The organism is Caballeronia cordobensis (assembly GCF_001544575.2).
GTDB classification, from domain to species: Bacteria; Pseudomonadota; Gammaproteobacteria; order Burkholderiales; family Burkholderiaceae; genus Caballeronia; species Caballeronia cordobensis.
In genome coordinates this window covers 1-17,636 of sequence record NZ_FCNY02000044.1, presented here as the reverse complement: position 1 = coordinate 17,636, position 17,636 = coordinate 1, and the positions used below count along the sequence as shown (strand labels likewise).

17 protein-coding genes and 1 pseudogene are annotated in these 17,636 nt (G+C 64.7%); 10 read left to right on the top strand and 8 right to left on the bottom strand.

Annotated features, from left to right (window positions below):
* Positions 1-443: 443 nt before the first annotated feature.
* The 3 genes from AWB70_RS37605 to AWB70_RS37595 form a co-directional block, all read right to left on the bottom strand.
* Positions 444-1,682, bottom strand: a complete 1,239-nt coding sequence (locus tag AWB70_RS37605) for an MFS transporter (protein WP_053568289.1) — start codon at positions 1,680-1,682, stop codon at positions 444-446.
* A gap of 31 nt (positions 1,683-1,713) precedes the next feature.
* A complete protein-coding gene (locus AWB70_RS37600) occupies positions 1,714-2,901 on the bottom strand; it encodes a hypothetical protein (protein ID WP_053568288.1) in 1,188 nt (395 codons plus the stop codon).
* Positions 2,902-3,066: 165 nt separating this feature from the next.
* Positions 3,067-3,567 carry an ankyrin repeat domain-containing protein gene (locus tag AWB70_RS37595; protein WP_374730278.1) on the bottom strand — a complete coding sequence of 167 codons (501 nt, stop codon included), beginning with the start codon at positions 3,565-3,567 and terminating at the stop codon, positions 3,067-3,069.
* A 355-nt stretch (positions 3,568-3,922) separates the two neighbouring features.
* On the opposite strand from AWB70_RS37595, the gene AWB70_RS37590 reads away from it, so the two are divergent.
* Positions 3,923-4,582 (top strand): DUF938 domain-containing protein, encoded by a 660-nt coding sequence (locus AWB70_RS37590; protein ID WP_200826464.1) that lies wholly within the window; start codon positions 3,923-3,925, stop codon positions 4,580-4,582.
* Between the two features lie 12 nt (positions 4,583-4,594).
* Here the strand turns inward: AWB70_RS37590 and AWB70_RS37585 are convergent, their stop codons facing one another.
* Positions 4,595-5,512, bottom strand: a complete 918-nt coding sequence (locus AWB70_RS37585) for a DMT family transporter (protein WP_014191530.1) — start codon at positions 5,510-5,512, stop codon at positions 4,595-4,597.
* Positions 5,513-5,619: 107 nt separating this feature from the next.
* On the opposite strand from AWB70_RS37585, the gene AWB70_RS37580 reads away from it, so the two are divergent.
* From AWB70_RS37580 to AWB70_RS37565, 4 genes are all read left to right on the top strand, one after another.
* Positions 5,620-6,540 carry a LysR family transcriptional regulator gene (locus tag AWB70_RS37580; protein WP_053568287.1) on the top strand — a complete coding sequence of 307 codons (921 nt, stop codon included), beginning with the start codon at positions 5,620-5,622 and terminating at the stop codon, positions 6,538-6,540.
* A gap of 142 nt (positions 6,541-6,682) precedes the next feature.
* Positions 6,683-7,840, top strand: coding sequence for a Rieske 2Fe-2S domain-containing protein (locus tag AWB70_RS37575; protein WP_014191528.1), 1,158 nt, complete (start codon positions 6,683-6,685; stop codon positions 7,838-7,840).
* An 82-nt stretch (positions 7,841-7,922) separates the two neighbouring features.
* Positions 7,923-8,195, top strand: coding sequence for a hypothetical protein (locus tag AWB70_RS37570; RefSeq protein WP_014191527.1), 273 nt, complete (start codon positions 7,923-7,925; stop codon positions 8,193-8,195).
* Between the two features lie 483 nt (positions 8,196-8,678).
* A complete protein-coding gene (locus AWB70_RS37565) occupies positions 8,679-9,932 on the top strand; it encodes a porin (protein ID WP_053568286.1) in 1,254 nt (417 codons plus the stop codon).
* A 112-nt stretch (positions 9,933-10,044) separates the two neighbouring features.
* Here the strand turns inward: AWB70_RS37565 and AWB70_RS37560 are convergent, their stop codons facing one another.
* Positions 10,045-10,803 carry an SDR family NAD(P)-dependent oxidoreductase gene (locus tag AWB70_RS37560; RefSeq protein WP_053568285.1) on the bottom strand — a complete coding sequence of 253 codons (759 nt, stop codon included), beginning with the start codon at positions 10,801-10,803 and terminating at the stop codon, positions 10,045-10,047.
* Positions 10,804-10,964: 161 nt separating this feature from the next.
* Here AWB70_RS37560 and AWB70_RS37555 point away from each other — a divergent pair, with 161 nt between their 5' ends.
* The gene (locus tag AWB70_RS37555) at positions 10,965-11,288 is read left to right on the top strand and encodes a hypothetical protein (RefSeq protein ID WP_053568284.1); all 324 of its coding nucleotides are present in this window, start codon (positions 10,965-10,967) and stop codon (positions 11,286-11,288) included.
* A 43-nt stretch (positions 11,289-11,331) separates the two neighbouring features.
* Here the strand turns inward: AWB70_RS37555 and AWB70_RS37550 are convergent, their stop codons facing one another.
* Together AWB70_RS37550 and AWB70_RS37545 are read right to left on the bottom strand one after the other, a co-directional pair.
* Positions 11,332-12,945 carry a hypothetical protein gene (locus AWB70_RS37550; RefSeq protein ID WP_053568283.1) on the bottom strand — a complete coding sequence of 538 codons (1,614 nt, stop codon included), beginning with the start codon at positions 12,943-12,945 and terminating at the stop codon, positions 11,332-11,334.
* Between the two features lie 222 nt (positions 12,946-13,167).
* Positions 13,168-14,214 (bottom strand): T6SS phospholipase effector Tle1-like catalytic domain-containing protein, encoded by a 1,047-nt coding sequence (locus AWB70_RS37545; RefSeq protein ID WP_053568282.1) that lies wholly within the window; start codon positions 14,212-14,214, stop codon positions 13,168-13,170.
* 269 nt (positions 14,215-14,483) lie between these two features.
* Between AWB70_RS37545 and AWB70_RS37540 the strand changes: the two genes are divergently transcribed.
* Together AWB70_RS37540 and AWB70_RS37535 are read left to right on the top strand one after the other, a co-directional pair.
* Positions 14,484-14,693 (top strand): hypothetical protein, encoded by a 210-nt coding sequence (locus AWB70_RS37540; RefSeq protein WP_053568281.1) that lies wholly within the window; start codon positions 14,484-14,486, stop codon positions 14,691-14,693.
* 183 nt (positions 14,694-14,876) lie between these two features.
* Positions 14,877-15,995 (top strand): hypothetical protein, encoded by a 1,119-nt coding sequence (locus AWB70_RS37535; RefSeq protein ID WP_014191521.1) that lies wholly within the window; start codon positions 14,877-14,879, stop codon positions 15,993-15,995.
* Positions 15,996-16,171: 176 nt separating this feature from the next.
* On the opposite strand, the gene AWB70_RS37530 is transcribed toward AWB70_RS37535, so the two are convergent.
* Entirely contained in the window at positions 16,172-16,498 is a 327-nt protein-coding gene (locus AWB70_RS37530) for a DUF4148 domain-containing protein (protein WP_053568280.1), read from the bottom strand.
* A 382-nt stretch (positions 16,499-16,880) separates the two neighbouring features.
* On the opposite strand from AWB70_RS37530, the gene AWB70_RS37525 reads away from it, so the two are divergent.
* Together AWB70_RS37525 and AWB70_RS38610 are read left to right on the top strand one after the other, a co-directional pair.
* Entirely contained in the window at positions 16,881-17,195 is a 315-nt protein-coding gene (locus AWB70_RS37525) for a DUF4148 domain-containing protein (protein ID WP_053568279.1), read from the top strand.
* Positions 17,196-17,466: 271 nt separating this feature from the next.
* Positions 17,467-17,636 (top strand): annotated as a pseudogene (locus AWB70_RS38610) (1,2-phenylacetyl-CoA epoxidase subunit PaaA); the annotation flags it as partial.

The following is a 17,636-nucleotide window of genomic DNA, read 5'->3' as shown; positions in this document are numbered from 1 at the left end:
GCTTGGATCGCGCACGGTCTGACAAGCCAGTGCGCGAAGCGCGCTGGTTCAGCACGAAATAGCTTCGGCACAGCGCTACGCGCTGCCGTTGGGTATGCGAGGGAAACCAGCGAGCACGAATGCACTCGCATACCCGATTAACCCGTCGGCCGCGAAGCGGGCTGGAGCTTGAAATGGCTGTACCAGTTGGTTAAGCGGCGCGATGTGACGGACCGTGCGCGATCCAAGCCCGATGGGTCCTTCGAGGGCACTCTTTAGGCGAGGACCGTTCCCCGAGGAGAAGAGTGGCCAACGTGCGTGTGACCGCGGGCGGTGAGAAGGCTGCTTTCTTTGGTGACTTTCTTTGCAGCAGCAAAGAAAGTTACCCCCGCCCCGGGGAGGGGCAGTGCTAATAAACCAACACCAAAGCAAGTTCCACGAAAACCAAAACCAAAACCAACCCCTCAAACCCCCACCCGAGGCTCAGCCTCATCCTTAACAACATCCGCCCCCCGCGTCTCCGGCATAGCAAGCCAAACCATCGCCACCGCAAGCGCCCCCGCCCCGGCGAGCCCGAAGAAGCTCATCGCAGTGCCGAACCGATCAGCAGCAAACCCAGCCGCAGCCGTCGAAAGCGTCGCCCCAACACCAGCAGCCAACCCGAAGAACCCGATCGTCAGGTTGTAATGCCCCCGCCCACCGGCGACATCCGCGGCAATGAGAGGCAGCATCACCCCGAACACGGCAGCGCTGATGCCATCGAGCATCTGCACCGGCACGAGCAGATACGGACTCGACACCCCCGCGAACAGAATCGCGCGAACGGGAAGCGCGCAGAACCCGAGAATCAGCACCGGCCTGCGCCCCCATTTCTGGGCCTGCCGCCCCACCCACGGCGACAACGCCGCAACGATGAACTGCGGCACGATAATGCATGCCGCGATCACGAGTTGAACGTTGTCGCCCATGTGCGCAGTAACTTCGCCGGCCGCGAGATTGAGCATCGCCGCGTTCGACAGGTGAAAGAGCACCACGCACGCCGCGAAAATCAAAAGGCGCCGGTCCTTCAGCAACTCGCGCAAGGATTCGCGCTCTTCACCTTCGGGCGTCCTCTTCGGCGTGCCCTTGGGCACGCGCGGGACGGCGGGCGGGATGTCATAGTGAATCATGCGCAGCGCGACGATCGCAGGCAACGCGAGCGCCGCCGTCAGGAAGAACACCGAGCGCAGCGACAGATACTCGCCGAACGCGCCCATCAACGCCGCGGTCAACGCGCTGCCGATCGACGCCCAGCGCGCATTGCGCCCGAGCCGGTCGCCGAGATCGGCGCGCGAGACGAGGGCGAGCGAGATCGCCGCCATCGCCGGGACGAGCATGCAGCTCGCGAAGCCGTGCAGCACTTCGGCGGCGAAAACGGGGACGAAGGTCGGGCTCGCGGCGAGCAACAGCGCGCTCACGATGATCGCGACGATCGCGGAAAGCGCGGCGAACTTCTTGTTGCGCATCGCGTCGACGAGCGCGCCTGCCGGCAACTGGCTCGCCATCGCGCTGATCGTGCCGACGGAAAGCATCAGGCCGATCTCGCCCTGCGTCCATTTGTTGGCCGCGAGGTACGAAGCAATGAAAGGGCCGAAGCCGGTCTGCACGTTGGCGACGAAGAAGTTCAGCCAGTCGAGCGCGCGCAGACTGCGTGCAATTACCATGTTGTGAATCTGTTTCCGATGTCGTTATCCGTTATCTGGCGAGACGCGCGCCGGAAGCCTGCGCGGGCGTCGAGACGGCGCCGGAAGCCGTCGCGCCCGCTGTCCCCGATGCACCCGATGCACCCGGTGCCGATGCGGCGCTTGCCGTCGAAGCCGGCGCGGGCACCACGGGCGACACGATCTTGATCGGCTGCTCGGGCGAGTAGGTCGGCGCGGCCTTCAGTTGCGCGTCGTTGAAATCCATCTGCAAAAACCACTGTTTATTGCGCGTGAGCACGTGCAGGTCGCTCCAGTTGGCCGCGACATGCCGCTTGTCGCCCGCGAGCGAACTGGAAAGATCGACCACGAGCGCCTGCGGCTGCGCCTGCGAATCGACGAGCACATCCACCACGCGCCCGATGCGCGCGCCGCTCTTTTGCGCCACCGTCGAGTCGACGAGCTGCATGAGGTTCGCGGGCGCCTCGTTGACAGGCTGCGGCTTGACCACCGGTTCGGCGGGCTTGCCCTTGGCGGCCGGCGCGGGCGGCACGAAGGTGATCGGCGCGGTCTTCGAATTCGGCGTGAACTTGAACGCGTTCCACGGAAAATTGACCTTGCGGTCGCCGACGCCCATGAAGCCCGCCAGATTGACCATCAGGAGCTTCGGCTTCGCGGCCGCATCGACATACATGTCCACCGCGCGGCCGACGACCTTGCCGTCCGGCCGCTGCACCTCGGCATCGAGCAGGCCGTGCAACTGGTCGTGCTGCATGATGCGCGTCGAAATGATCTGCGGCGGCGGTGGCGGCTCCGGCGGCTCGGGCGGCGGGACCACGACCGGCTCAGGCGGCCTCGGCTTGACGACGCGGCGCCTGGGCTTCGGCGCGGGCGCGGGTTTCACGGCGGAGGCGGGCTCCGGGGCCTGCACGGCGGGCAGCGGTTCCTCGGGCTCGCCTGAGCCGGCCTCGTCCGGCGTCGGGATATAGGAGTGCTCGACGATCGGCGCGGGCGTCTGCTGCGGCATCAGTCCGCACGCGGAAAGCGCGAACGTGGCGGCGATGGACAGGCTCGTCGTCAGGCGCAGCGCACGCACGCTGCGCACGGTCGCGACGATGAGCGCGGCCATCCGCACGATCAGGCGCGCGGCGGCATTGAAGGCGCCCGCCGTCCGACACGCTCGCATAAGCACCTGAAGGCCGATCGACGACGCATCACCCCGATGCGGGAAACCGCCTGTCATCGCAAAAGCTCCATGGTTCCAAGTCACCTGCTTGTTTTGTTCGTTGTCGGATCGCTTCGACGCGCGCGCGGGGGCATTCGTTCGCTTTGGTTTGTATTTTGCGTGCGCGCGAAGCGGATTGAATCATGCATGCAATGAACATCGCGTCATGGGCGTGCGTCCTTATCACGCCTTCGGCGTGCGCGCATCCGACGCTTTCGCGAGTTGCGCGGGCGTATCCGCCGCGCCCATTTTCGCGGCGGCGTCGCGCGCGGAAAAGCCGCCGGCATCGCGCGCATCGGGATCGGCGCCGCGCGCAATCAGCAAGTCGACGATCTCGACGCGATTGAACATTGCTGCGATCATCAGTGCCGTGCGGCCGTCGGGCGATGCGCCTTCGACATCCGCGCCGTGATCGAGCAGCGTCCGGATCACCTCCGCGAAACCCTTGAACGCGGCACCCGCGATCGGCGTCTGGCCATTGTCGTTGCGCAGGTTCGGATCGGCTTCGTGTTCGAGCAGCACGCGCACGGCGTCCGCGTGGCCGTGGTAGCTCGCGAGCATCACGAGACTGTCGCCCTTGTCGTTGCGCAGGTTGGGCGGCAAGCCCTTGGCGAGTAGCGCTTCGAGCATCGCGGCGTCGCCGCGGCGCGCGACATCGAACACCTGGCTCGCGAAGGCGATCATGTCGTCGTCGGGGCCGTCGTTCGATTGCTTCGGTGGATTCTGGTTCGAGTCGTGCTGCATATTCGTTTACTCCATGTCGATCGCGATGCATGCGTGCGGGACGCATTCGGCTGGCATTCGATTTGGCATTCAGAATGCATCGTGCGTGCATGCAAAATGCGAATGCGGACGCGGGATCAACCCGGAGCATACACAGGTTTGCTCGCGGGCCGCGCTTTTAAGCGCGGCAATGCAGCACGAATCGCGCCACGCCTTCCGCGCGGTCGCCATCGTCGGGAAAGCGCGCTTGACGCTTCGCTGCGGGTGCCTTTAGGCTCGATACGACTTTGTTACCGCGCGCACGCGCCATCGCTTTATGAATCGAGTGCCTCCCGTTGCATCCAACTCCGACGGCGACACGCCGCATCCCGATGCCGCCGTGCGCCGCCGCGCGCCCGCGGCCGAGCGCAATCGCGATGCGATCCTGTCGGTCCTCACGCGCGTGCTGCCGCCCGGCGGCGTCGTGCTGGAAATCGCGAGCGGCACCGGGCAGCACGCCGTTCACTGCGCGCAGGCGTGGCCGGGCATCGTGTGGCAGCCGAGCGATCCGGATGCCGGCGCGCGCGATTCCATCGCCGCATGGCGCGCGCACTCGGGGCTCGCCAATCTGAACGCGCCGCTCGCGCTCGACGTGACGGACGAGGATTGGGGCATCGCCGAAGCAGCGGCCATCGTGTGCATCAATATGATCCACATCGCGCCGTGGGAAGCGGCCGAAGCGCTCTTTCGCGGCGCGGGCGCACGCCTCAGCGCGGGGGGCGTGCTGTTCCTGTACGGGCCGTACCGGCGCAACGGGGCGCATACCGCACCGAGCAACGAAGCGTTCGATCAGCAATTGCGCGCGAACGATCCGCGCTGGGGCGTGCGCGACATGGAAGCCGTCGAAGCGCTGGCAAAGAAGGCCGGCTTCACGCTCGTCGAAACGGTCGCGATGCCTGCGAATAACTTCAGCGTCGTGTTCGAGAAGAACGCGTAAGCCGGCGCGGGCTCAGGCTTCGCTCGGACGCGCCGCGAAGAGGCTGCGCCAGGGCGCGGTCGCCATCAGCGAGGCCGCGACGATCATGCCGCCGCCGATCCAGCCCGTCATCGACACATGCTCGCCGAGCCATACGCTCGCGAAGAGCGCGCCGAACGCCGGCTCGCTGCCCATCAGAAGCGAGACGCGCGTGGGACTGCTGCGTCCGATCGCATAGTTTTGCGCGAAGAAGGCGAAGAGCGTGCATGCGCCGACGAGATACAGCACCGAAGCCCAGAAGACGCCGTGTCCGGCGAGCGCGGGCAAGGGCTGCCATTGCGACGGCGCGAACAGCAAGGCGAGCGCCGCGCTGCCCGACGCCACGACGCCCGCCTGCACGGCCGTCACGGTGAGCGCGGGCAGGGGCGTCGCGCGCAGCACGCGCTTGGTCACGCAGACCGCGAATGCGCGCAGCACGGCGGCGGCGAGAATCAGGCCATCGCCGAGATTGAAGTCGAAGGACAGGGCGCCGTCGCCGGCGAGCAGCCACGCGCCCGCCAGCGACACGCCGACCGCGAGCCACTCGGCCGCGGCCGGGCGGCGCTTGAGCAGCGCCCATTCGACGAGCGGCGTCAGCACCACGCACAGGCTGATGAGAAACGCGGCGTTCGCGGCGCGCGTGTGGAGCACGCCGAAGGTCTCGGCGAGAAAGATCGACAACAGCAGACAACCCAGGACGAGCACGCCGCGCAGCGCCGCTGCATTGGCGTGCCGCAGGTGCCGCAGATTCACGGCCAGCAGACAGAACGTGATGCCGAAGCGCAGCGCGAGCAGCGCCAGCACCGGATAGAACGCGAGCGCGCTCTTGACGATGCCGTAGCTGCTGCCCCACACCATCGCGACGGCGAAGAGCAGCAGATCGGAGAGAGGAAGGAGGCGTCGGGCGGTCATTGTGCGGCTCCGGGAAGCGGGAAGCCGCCATTGTCGAATGATGCAGCCGGCGCGATAATCGGGTCGCGACGCACAGCCTTGTTGTCGATAACGCACAAAACGCCCGCATGAATTCCGCCGATCTCTTCGACCTGATGCCCGACATGGCCGTGTTCGCGCGCGTCGTCGACACGGGCAATTTTTCGGTCGCGGCGCGCCAGCTCGGCAGCACGCCATCGACCGTCAGCCGGCGCATCAAGCGTCTCGAGGAGGCGCTCGCCACGCGGCTGCTCGAACGCTCGACGCGCAAGGTCCGCGTCACCGAATCGGGTTATCAGGTGTATCGGCATTGCCGCGACATGGCGGCCGCCGCATCCGGCGCGGTCGATGCCGCCGGGCAGTCGTCGGGCAAGCCGCAGGGCCGCGTCGCGCTCTCGGCGCCGACCGCCTATGCGAAATCGGTGATTCATCCGCTCGTGCCGGGGTTTCTCGCGGCGTATCCGGATGTCGATCTGCAGCTCGTCTTCGCCGATCACGACATCGATCCGCTCGACAGCGATGTCGATCTCGTCATTCGCGCGACGAGCGACCCGCCGCAGGGGCTCGCCGCGCGGCAGCTCGGACGCGTGCGCTGGCTGCTGTGCGCATCGGCGGACTATCTGCGCGAGCATGGCGCGCCGGCGCATCCGCGCGAGCTCGCGCAGCACGCCTGCATCCCGCTGGGCGAAACCGCCGACGACAACCGCTGGCGCTTCGTGCGCGACGGCGAGACGGTGACGGTCGCCGTGCGCGGGCGCTATCTCGCCAATCACGCGGGCGCGCGGCTGGAGGCGGCCGAAGGCGGGCTCGGCATCGCCACGCTGCCGGATTTCGCGGCCCGCGACGCGCTCGCCGCGGGCCGCGTGCAGCCGGTGCTCGCGGACTGGGAATTGCAGGCGCGCGCGTATCGGGGGCCGGTCTGGCTGCTGTATCCGCCCAACCGCTTTCTGCCGCCGAAAGTGCGCGCGCTGATCGATCATCTGCACGCGCATCTCGGGGAGCCAGCATGACGCCCGCGTGGATGCGCACATTCCCCGGCAATTCGCCGCGCGCCGAATTGTTCGACGCCGTGTAGACTGCGAATGGTCGTTCATTGCGCCGCAGGTGAACGCGGCGCTCCATCCGATCTCCTTTTTAGCGGAGGCGTCGTACATGCACGCAGCGTTGCCGCAGGGCGAGCAGGAAGCCGGTTCCATCGATACCCCGACGAGGCCGCCGCGCGATCTGCGCCGCATCGACATTCATCCGGATCATTGGTATCCGCTCGCGTGGTCGCGCGAGGTGAAGACCGGGCACGCGCACGCCGTGCGCTTCGCGGGCGACCCGATCGTGCTCGTGCGCACCGCATCGGGCAGCGTGTTCGCGCTGGAAGACCGCTGCGCGCATCGGCAGGTGCCGCTCTCGGCGGGCGTCGTCGACGGCGAATCGATCCGCTGCTGCTATCACGGCTGGACTTACGACTGCACCGGCCGCTGCACCGACATTCCCTATCTCGGCCGCGAACGGCTGCCCAACGGCGTGCGCGCCTATCCGTGCCGCGAGGCGGGCGGGCTCGTCTTCGTCTTCACGGGCGACCCGGCGCTCGCCGCGACCGCGAAATTCCCCGACCTCGTCTCCGCCAGCGATCCCGCGTACAAGACGCGCCGCTTCGGCCAGGAAGTGAAGTGCCATTACACCTTCATGCACGAGAATCTGATGGACATGAACCATCAGTTCCTGCATCGGCGGCAGATGGGCAACATGCGCGCGCGCTCGCTCGGCAGACGGCGCGGCGACGACTGGATCGAGGTCGATTACACGTTCGCGCGCGAGGCGGGCAAGCAACCGATCGGCGAGGCGCTCGTCTTTGGCCAGAAGCGCGGCTCGAAGCCCGACGACGGCCACAAGGACGTGATGACGATCCGCACCGAATATCCGTATCAGACACTCAAGATCCGCACGAAAGACGACACGATGGTGATGGACCTGTGGATCGCCTACGTGCCGCTCGACGCCGAACAGCGCACGAACCGCACGTTCGGTCTCTTGTCGATCAAGCGCCCGAAGATTCCGGGCCTGCTCGACGCCGCGTGGCCGCTGCTCGTCTGGTTTACCGAGCGCATCTTCAAGGAGGATCGCTGGATCGTGGAGCGCGAGCAGGAAGCGCACGACAGGCAGGGCGCGGACCACAACCACGAGGTCTTTCCGGTCATCAACGAATTGCGCGCGCTGCTGATGGAGCGCGGCGTGCCGCATGGCGCGGGGAAGGGCGCGGGCGAGACGCGGCGCGTGCATTTCATCCAGCCGGTGCAGGACCTGCCCGCGTCCTGACGACTGCGGCAAACCGCTATTTGCGCCCGTCGCGCCGTCGCGTTATACAGAAGGCAGACACCACGTAAGGAGGACCCTCATCATGAACAGCGACCCGACCGACCCGCGCGACGACGCACCGGAGATCGGAGACGCGCATCCCGAGGTCGAACAGTTCGATGCGGCCATCTCCCACGTCGACGAATCCTATGCCGCGGGCAAGATGGCCGCGGGCGCGGCGAAGGGCATTCTCTACAGCATCATCGAGACGCTCGGCACGCTCGTCGGCGACCCGGATCTGCCTTCGCATGCCCGCTCGGGCTACGAAGGGCTGCTCGAAACCGCGCGCGAACTGCGCTCGAAGATCGAGCATTGACGCTTCGCGCCGCGTCCGGGCGCAGCCTGTTTTGACGTCGGCGCATCGCGGGTTTTCTTGCGAAAACCTTTCGATGCGCCGGCGTTTTTCATCGTTCTGAAAAGCTGCCGCCGGTTCTGGCGGATTCCAGCCATCATCCTCGTTTTCTCACGCCGCGCCAGGCAGGGCAATCATCGCGTAACCCTTGCGCGATAAGCCTGCGGGCGATTCCGCGCCGGCTTTTTCAGCCGCTCTCACGCCCCGTTCTTGTCAGCTCACCGTCAGTTTCGTGACGGATTGCCCAATATCTGCATGCCGGAAAATACTGGTTAACCAGACAGTGAAAAAAAACGACACAAAGATGCGTCTTTCTTTCCCATTGCGGCTGTAAGCCATACACTTGCGAGCGACAAAAGTTACGAGTTGAAACAATACGAAGTCGCCACGGCGGCACCGGTTCCAAGACTCGCCCGGAAGTAATTGCCCACCGCTTGAGGAGAAAAAATGAAGGGTTTCACGATGACCAAGGTCGCCATCGTCGCAGCCACGGCGTTCGCAGCCGCGGCGCCGGCGTTCGCGCAAAGCAGCGTCACGCTGTACGGTATCGTCGACGATTCGATCGTCTATCAGAACAGCCAGACGAACCTGAACCGCACGCAGCCGGGCCGCTCGAACGTCAAGATGGCGTCGGGCATCTGGGCGGGCAGCCGTTTCGGCCTGAAGGGCGCTGAGGACCTGGGCGGTGGCAACAAGGCGATCTTCCAGTTGGAATCGGGCTTCGACATCAACAGCGGCGGCCAGCAGTTCTCCAACGCGATGTTCGGCCGCCAGGCATGGGTCGGTCTCACGAACCCCGGCTACGGTACGCTGACCCTGGGCCGCCAGTACACCTCGTACTACACGCTGCTCTCGCCGTATAGCCCGACGAACTGGCTGACCGGCTACTTCGGCGCGCACCCGGGCGATCTGGACGGCCTGGACACGATCTACCGCGCGAACAACTCGGTGGTCTATACCTCGCCGAAGCTCTACGGCTTCACGGTGAGCGGCTCGTACTCGTTCGCGGGCGTGCCCGACAGCGTGTACCAGGGCTCGACGTGGTCGGCTGCGCTCCAGTATCAGCAAGGCCCGATCGGCGGTGCGGTGGCGTTCTCGCGCATCAACAACGCGGCTAACGGCGGCGGCATCTACAGCGGCCAGTCGACGACGGTCAACAACACGGCGGCGACGGACGGCTCGGGCCAACCGGGCGTGTCGGCGGTGACCGCGGGTTATCAGCGCGCACAGGCTCAGCAACGCTTCGCAGTCGCGGGCGGCTACCAGTTCAACAGCGCGTGGGATATCTCGGTCACGTACACGAACGTTCAGTACATCCCGGGCATCAACTCGGGCTTCACCGACGAAGCCGTGTTCAACACGGCCGGCACGGTGCTGCACTGGAAGGCGACGTCGGCATGGGACTTCGCGGCGGGCTACAGCTACACGTGGGCAAGCAAGGCGAACGGCATCAACGACGCGGCTTCGTACCATCAGTTCAACCTGTCCCAGTACTACTCGCTCTCGAAGCGCACGGGTCTGTACGCACTGGAAGCGTTCCAGCGCGCGAACGGCAATACGCTGTTCTACCCGAGCAACGGCGCGACGACGCGCCCGGTTCAGGGTGCTGCGATCGCGACGATCGGCGACGGCTTCCAGAGCGCGCCGTCGGCATCGCGCAGCATGTTCGCGGCGGGCGTGGGTATCATCCACCGCTTCTAAGCGACGTGTAAGCGACGCTGCGTAATGCATCAAGCATTACGCATGCTGCATGCAAAAAACCGGACGCCGCGGCGTCCGGTTTTTTTTGCCCGCGCGGGGCGAAAAGGGCGCGTCAGATGAACATGCCGCCCGACACCTCGACGCGCTGCGCCGTCATCCATCGATGGCCGTCCGAAAGCATCGCCGCGATCGCGCCGCCGATATCGTCCGGCACGCCCGCGCGCCCGAGCGCCGTGTTATCCGCGATGAAGCGGTTCGTGTCGTGATCGTCGCGCACCACGCCGCCGCCGAAATCCGTTTCGATCGCGCCCGGCGCAATGGTGTTGACCGTGATGCCGTGCGGCCCGAGTTCCTTCGCGAGATAGCGCGTGAGCACTTCGATTCCGCCTTTCATCACGGCATAGGCCGCGAAGCCCGGCAGCGCGAAACGCGTGAGTCCGCTCGAGACGTTCAGGATCGCGCCTTCCTCGTGCAGATACGGCAGCAGCGTCTGCGTCAGGAAGAACGGTCCCTTCAACTGGATGTTCACGAGTTCGTCGAACTGCTCGGGCGTCGTTTCGGCGAAAAGCGCGTGAATGCCGATGCCCGCGTTGTTCACCAGAAAATCGAAATTCTCGCGCTCGAAGGTCGTTTCGAGCGTCTTGCAGAGCGCGTCGCCGAACGCCGCGAAGGTGTCGCATCGCGCGACGTCGAGTTGCAGCACGGCCGCCTTGCCGCCGGCCTGGGCGATATCGTCGACGAGCGATTGCGCGGCCTGCGCGTTGTGCTGGTAAGTGCCGATCACGCCCGCGCCTTGCTGTGCGAGTTTCAGCGCGGCGTTGCGTCCGAGTCCGCGGCTCGCGCCCGTGATGACCGCGACTTTGCCGCTCAAGTTTCCATTCACGATGACTGCTCCTGTCGTTGGGACGATGATGGTCACTGTAGGACGGCGCGGCGCGCGCAGGAAAGGCATGTCGATGCTGCATTGCACACGCGCCGGGCGCGGGCCTTGCTCAACCGTTTCACCCATCTAAATGCGCGGAGAACCGCACCATGAGCGATGAGAGCAGTCAGGAAAGCTTCGAACGACCGTTCAGGCTGTTTGCGGTCGAAGACCGCGTGCTCGCGCAGAACGTCGATGGCAAAGTGATCGACATCGGCGCGATGGAATCGAAGAACGGGCAATTCTGCGCGCGCCTGGATTCAGGGGACCTCGCGACCGAGCCCCGGCGCAGCCCCGAACTTGCGCTGAAGGCGCTCGTCGGCAAGTTGTCGTTCGACTATCTCGATGGCCTTTTCACGAGCGAGCGCGAAGCCGAAGTGAGCGGCCGGCTGCAGGATTATCCGAGCGTCGAATTCGAGCTCGACGAAAGCTAGCCGCGCGACACGCCCCAGCGCACGCCGCCCCTTTTAAAGGCGCTCAGACGCCCGGCGGCGGAGTGCCGGGCAGCGCGGTCTTCGCAGCGGGCGCGACGGCACGAGACGCGCGCGGGGCGCCGCCGTCGTTGCGTGTGATATGCACGGGCGGATCGCCGCGTGGCGGAAACATCGCCCCGACGAGCCGGTCGACGAAAAAGAAGAACTTGTCCGACGCATAGCCCGCGACGAACGCGATCGCCAGCGGCGACACATCCTTGCCGCCTTCGAGCAGCTTGCTGAAGAGCCCGATCGAAATGCCGACGATGATCGCGCTCGTCACATGCGCGCGATTCGCGACCTTCGAATGCTCGGGATGGAACGTGTTCGCCGCCGAATCGGCGGAAAGCTGACGCAGGATTGCCGCGCACGCGCCGAGCCACGCATAGAGCACGGGCAACAGAAAGCCCGTCACCGCGCCGACGATCGACAGGATGATGTCATTGGCATAAAGCGCCATCGCACGGATGTCCTGATACACGGCGATCTTCTGAAAGCCTTGCGCGACCGCGTCGAGATCGGTCGGCGGATTGGCGGCGCCCGGTTCGGCGTTGGGCTTGGCGAGCAGCGGCAGCGTGATCTCCAGCACTTTGCGCGCCACATCCGGATTGCACTGCCAGTCGCCGCTTTCCACTTTGCCGCTGTAGTATTTCGGCGAGTGCGACGTGCGATACGCGCCCTGGAAATTGAGCACGTTTTCTTCGGCATCGCAGGGTGCTTTATACGGACTGCGAATCGCTCCCAGACCGAGACTCGTCGTGAATGCGCTGATGCGCGACACATCGGCGAAAAGCTGCCGGTTGTTGGTTGCGAAGCTCTGCAACGCTTCCTTGATCTGCAACGCGGGCTGCGAGTTCTGCAGCGCGATGATGGCGAGCGCGTCCTTCTTTTTGTCCGCATCGGCGATAGCGACCGCGTGGGCCTGCAACTGATTGTGCAGCGTGAGCGCGGCCGCGTCGTTCGCCTTGACGACCGCGGCGATATCGGTCGATACCTGATTGGCGACGAAGAGCAGACACGAAAGCGACACGACGAGCAGCGTCAGCGCGATCGCCGAATGCGTGTAGATGCGGATCGCACGTCGTGCGCCGCGTCGCGCTTCGTCTCCCGCCGTTTCCGCGACGACCGGCGTCACGGCAAGCGCGATGCGGCTCATCGCCGCGTAAAACGCGCTCTCGATTTCCGGGTTCCACGTATGGTCCTGCTGTGCGGCGCGCGCTTTCGACATCGCTTCGACGTCGCGCTCGTCGAGCGGCTTGCCGTTTTGCGCGCCATAGGAAACCATGTCGCGGCAGTGATCGAGATCGTCGACGATGCGTCGTCCAGGATATTGCACCGATGCCGCGATGCGGCTCATCGCGCCGTAAAACGCGCTGCCGATCGCGCGGCTCCAGATGCCCTGATCGAAGGCGGATCGCGCGCCGCGCACCGCATCGACATCGGCCTTGTCGAGGCGCGCGCCGGTCTCGGCCGCATGCGAGATGAGCGCTTCGCACTTGGCAATGTCCGCTTCCGCGCGCGGGCCGGGCTGACCGTCGCTCAAGTCGTCGGCGTTCGTAGGGTCATCGATGTCGCCGCTCGGATGCCCGGCGAATTCCGGGGTCGTAGGTACGCTCATGCCGGTCTCCCATGTCCGGGCGAAGCGCAGGCTGCGGGCGGACGTGCTTGCCGGCCGCGCGCGTCGTGTTGTCGTTGTTCGCGGCCGGTTATCGAAAAACTATGCGTCTCACGACGCGATGCGTTTGCAGCGCAAACGTTTGTACCTGAATTCTAGGCGTCGCGATCGCACAGCGTGTGCGCGCATGCGCACACAATCCGGCAAATGATTCGGATACCTGAGTTATTTTCCAACCGGCAGCGCCTTCAACTGCGCGACGAGTTCCGGATACATGTCGAGAAAGCCCGGCGCTTCGAGGCGCGCAAGCAGGCTCGGGTCGATCGTCTCGTTGATCGCCGTGCCCGCCACGCGCGGTTTTTTCTCGCACACCATCTGCAGGAAAGGATGATGCGCGGTGAATTCGGCGTACGAGTCGATCGGCTGCGACTGGAACGCCTGCGGCGGAATCGTGATCGGCCCGTCGATCGACAGTCCCGTGTCCGCCGCCTTTTGACGAAGCCACTCGGCGGGAATGAGCGGCAACAGATCTTCGGGCGTGCGCGGCGGCGTCACATAGCCGCCGCCCACGTTCGCATGCGCGCCCGCGAACCAGCGCTGTTCGAGCGGCAGATGGCTGCCGCGCACGTCGGCGCCGGGCGTCCACAACGTCGGCTTGTAGAGCGAGCGGAATTCATTCGCCGCGACCGCGTGATAAGCCGCCTTCGTGCTGTTCGAGAGCGTCGTGTCGTGGAATTTGTAGTAGCTCGAAAATCCGGGCACGGGCAGGCCATCGAGCGGAATGCCGAGATCGCCGACCGTATCCCACACGCCGATGAACTCCACATCCACTTCGCGCGTGAACTGCTTACGAAAGTCCACGACCGGTTGATCCGACGGTCCGACGTCCTTGTCGCGATAGATGCCGTAAGCCTGATCGATCGACTGCGCGCTCCAGTCTTTGGCGAGTCCGCATTTGCGGATCAGCCCGGCGAGACTGCGCGCGGAGTACGCGCCGCGGCTGAAGCCGAAGATGAAGATCTTCGCATCGGGCTGGTAGCGCTGACACAGCCACGCATAACCGCTTTTGATGTTCTCGCTCAGGCCGTCGCCGAATGCGCCGCCCAGAAATTTGTTGGCAAGCGCAAACAGCCCTTTGCCTTGCGTGCCGACGCCGGCCACGTAGAAGGTTTCCTGCTGGTCGGTCTCGGGTGCGAGCTTGTAGAGCAGATAGGCGTTGGTGCGGTCGTTGGGCTCGTTCCACGTGCCGTCGAAGAAGATGGCGAGGTTCATGAGCGCGGGTCTCCGTGGTCTTGCAGGCGCGTCGGCGCGGGGTACGCAACGCCGTGCCTCGAACTAAGGAATAGGCAATCCGGGCGCGGACCGCAAGCACGCGCACGGTGCAAAGCGCGGCGCATGCGGGCCGCGCTGGATTTTGGCGGAAAGACGAGGGATGCGAAGGGTCGACGCGACGCGCGTCGGGCAGCTTCGGCGTCGATGTGCGATGCTAGTCGGGCGGCTGCAATGGGGAATGCCGCGCATGGAAAAACGCGGGGTGAATCATGAAAAGAACGCCTTTCGCCATAGTCGCCGTTCTCACGGCGACGCTCGCTACGCCTGTCTTCGCACGCGACGACGGTCCGCGCTTCGCGCAGGACCGGCTCGATACGCTCGTCGCGCAGCACAAGGAAGCGAGCCGTCACATCGCGCAGGGGCATGCGCAGGCGCAGGCGCAGCGCGCGCAGTCGGAAGCGCAGCACGGGGCTTCGTGACCGGAAGTCAGTTGCGGTACGGCCGTTAGCATCGGCCGCGACGCTTGAAGGAACCGGCGTGCAACGCGCCGGAGGGGATCGTTCGCACCTCGCGCCAATGCGAAAGGTACGAAATTTGCGACCGCGGCCCGGGTGTTCCGCGGCCAAGCGCCGACGATCCTCCCTCCACCTTCAATGAGCGCCATGACAAGGAAAGCCCTATCGATCGCCGTTCTCTCTGTCTCCTTTCTCGCAGCGGGCTGCGCGGGCATCGGCCCGGGCCGTCTGAAAGCCGATCAGGTCGATTACGCCCGCGCGCTCGGCGATGCGAAGAAGCGTGAAATTCTTGCAGCGATTGTCGGATTGCGCTTCGCGGACGCGCCGTCGTTCCTTACGGTGAGCAGCATCATCGCCGCGTATTCGTTCGATACGTCCGGCGGCGTCATTCTGAATGCCGGCTCCGGCGCGCAGCCGAATTACGCGCAGGCGACGGGCAGCGTCTCCTATTCGAATCATCCGACCTTCACGTTCACGCCGACCACGGGCGATGCCTACGCGAGCGCCTATATCCGGCCGCTCTCGCCGACGCTCGTGATGCCGCTTGCCGAAAGCGGCATTCCGATCGATCTGTTGTTGCGCATCACGGTGCAATCGATCAGCGGCCTGCAGAACGGCACGGCGCTGGGCGGGCCGAACGCAGCCGGGTCGTCGGATTTCTTCCTGCTGCTGCAGGCGTTGCGCAGGCTGCAACTGGCGGGCGAATTGAACATCGAAACGCGCAATACGGACGGCAACAAGCCCGTCAAGACCGAGTCGAGCGTGAAGGGCGGCAATAGCGGCGACAAGGGCGGCGTGTTCATCACGCTCGGCGCGACGCGCAGCGGCACCTCGAAGCAAGTCACGGATGATCTCGCGCTCGTGCGAAGGCTTCTTCATCTCTCGCCGAAAATGAAGACGTATGAGTTCGTCTATGGACAGTCGGCGGATCAGAGCCGCATCCCGATGGTCACACGCTCGGTGCTCGGCATTCTGACCGACCTCGGCGCGCAGATTTCGGTGCCCTCGGATCAGATAGGCAGCGGCGCGACCAAACCGACGATTGGTCTCATCGGCGGCGAAACGCGTCCGACGATCGTCGTGAAGACGGGAGAAAAAGCGCCGCAGGACGCTTACGTGAGCGTGCTCTACGACAAGTCCAACTACTGGATCGATCGCGGCGACTTCGATTCGAAATACGCCTTCACGGTCGTGCAGAATCTGATGGCGCTCGCCGAAGTGACGGACACCGCGAAATCGCCCGTCGTGACGATTCCGGCGAACTAGACGCGGCGGGCGCGGCGCGGTTGGCGCGCGGAATGCGAAATGCCATCGGCAATCGGGCATTACGCATTACGCATTCCGCATTTCGCATTTCGCATGCAAAAAGCCAAAGGGCGATATCGCGAGATATCGCCCTTCGGCTTTTCGGCCGATCGCGGGATCGGCCGAGACTTCGACGCTTACTGGCCGAAGTACGTGTTGAGCGCGCGCGGCTGTGCGCCGACCGTGCGGCCCGACTGCGACGAGCCGTTCGCGACCGAACCGTAGTCGCTCGACTGCACCGGCGCTTGTGCGACCGTCTGGGCGCTCACGCGCGCTTCGGCGGCCTGGATGTTCGACGGAAACGACGGATCGCTGATGTTCGGGTTGTAGCCGGCCTTTTCCAGCTGAACCAGATCCGCACGCACTTGGGCGCGGGTCAGCGGCGCGTCGGACTGTTGCGCGAACGACAGGGCGGGCGCGGCAAGCGCGGCGGCAACGACGACTGCGGAAATGAGCGTTTTCATGATGAACTACCTCCGATTCGGATTTCTGATCGTGCTGCCGGTTTCGTGTTGAGCAGCTTGTGAAGGGAGTGTAGAGACGACTTCATAGAAGATCATTCTCGTTTCTGTTGAATGATCTTTGTCGGATTGCGAATAATCGCGAAGAGGCCTCGTTGCGGCGCATGAAACGCGACCCGTGGCGGGCAATTGGAATCTGTGATCGGCTCCTGTCACCATCTTGCGCCGCAACAACACAACGCGGCATCTTTGCAAATTTCGCAACGATGCTTCCTTGGACCGGCGAATGATCATTTGCGGACATCTCCCTACACTTCGGTCATCTGCTCGGCGTGCTTGACGTTCTGAAGTCGCCGAGCTTCATCTAAAACTGGGAGAGCCGATCATGAAATCGTGGGTCAACGTAATCGCCGTAGCCGCCGTCCTGTCCGCACCGCTGGCATCGTTCGCGCAATCGAGCGCGCCGGTGAGCCGTGCCGAAGTGCGCGCGGAACTCGTTCAGGTCGAAAAGGCGGGATACTCGCCGGTCGCGGAGGACGCCTCCTATCCGGCGAAGCTGCAGGCAGCCGAAGCGCGCGTCGCCGATGTGCGTCTCGCTCAGACGCAAGCCGAAGGTTACGGCTCGTCGACGGGATCGGCGTCGCAGTCGGGTCACGTCGCTAAGCGTGTCGACCCTCAAGGCGTGTTCTTCGGGCAATAACGTAAATAGAAGCTCGGTTCATTGCATACAAAATTCGAAAGGCACTTCTGGCGCGGGTGACGCGGTCGTGAAGCAACCTCCGCCGCCGGATTCCGGTGGTTTGCCCAGCCGTGCATAGCGGCTGGGCTTTTTTGCGTCCATCGGACGCATCGTTTCCGGGTTAACGCGACGCTATTTGTCTCGGAATTGTTCGCTATAAAATTAATCAACCGTCCGGTCGGTTAATAGTTATACTCGCTCCATCGCATCTCAAAAAAGACGGCGGAGCCCCATGTACACCCAATCCCTCGACCTCCCGAGTCCCACACCCGCAGCCGAGGCACCCCCATCCGCGACTTCGCCCGAGCAAGCCCGTTTCGACGCAGTCATGCAGGCCGACGGCAAGATCGAAGCGCAGGACTGGATGCCCGAGGCGTATCGCAAGACGCTGGTGCGCCAGAT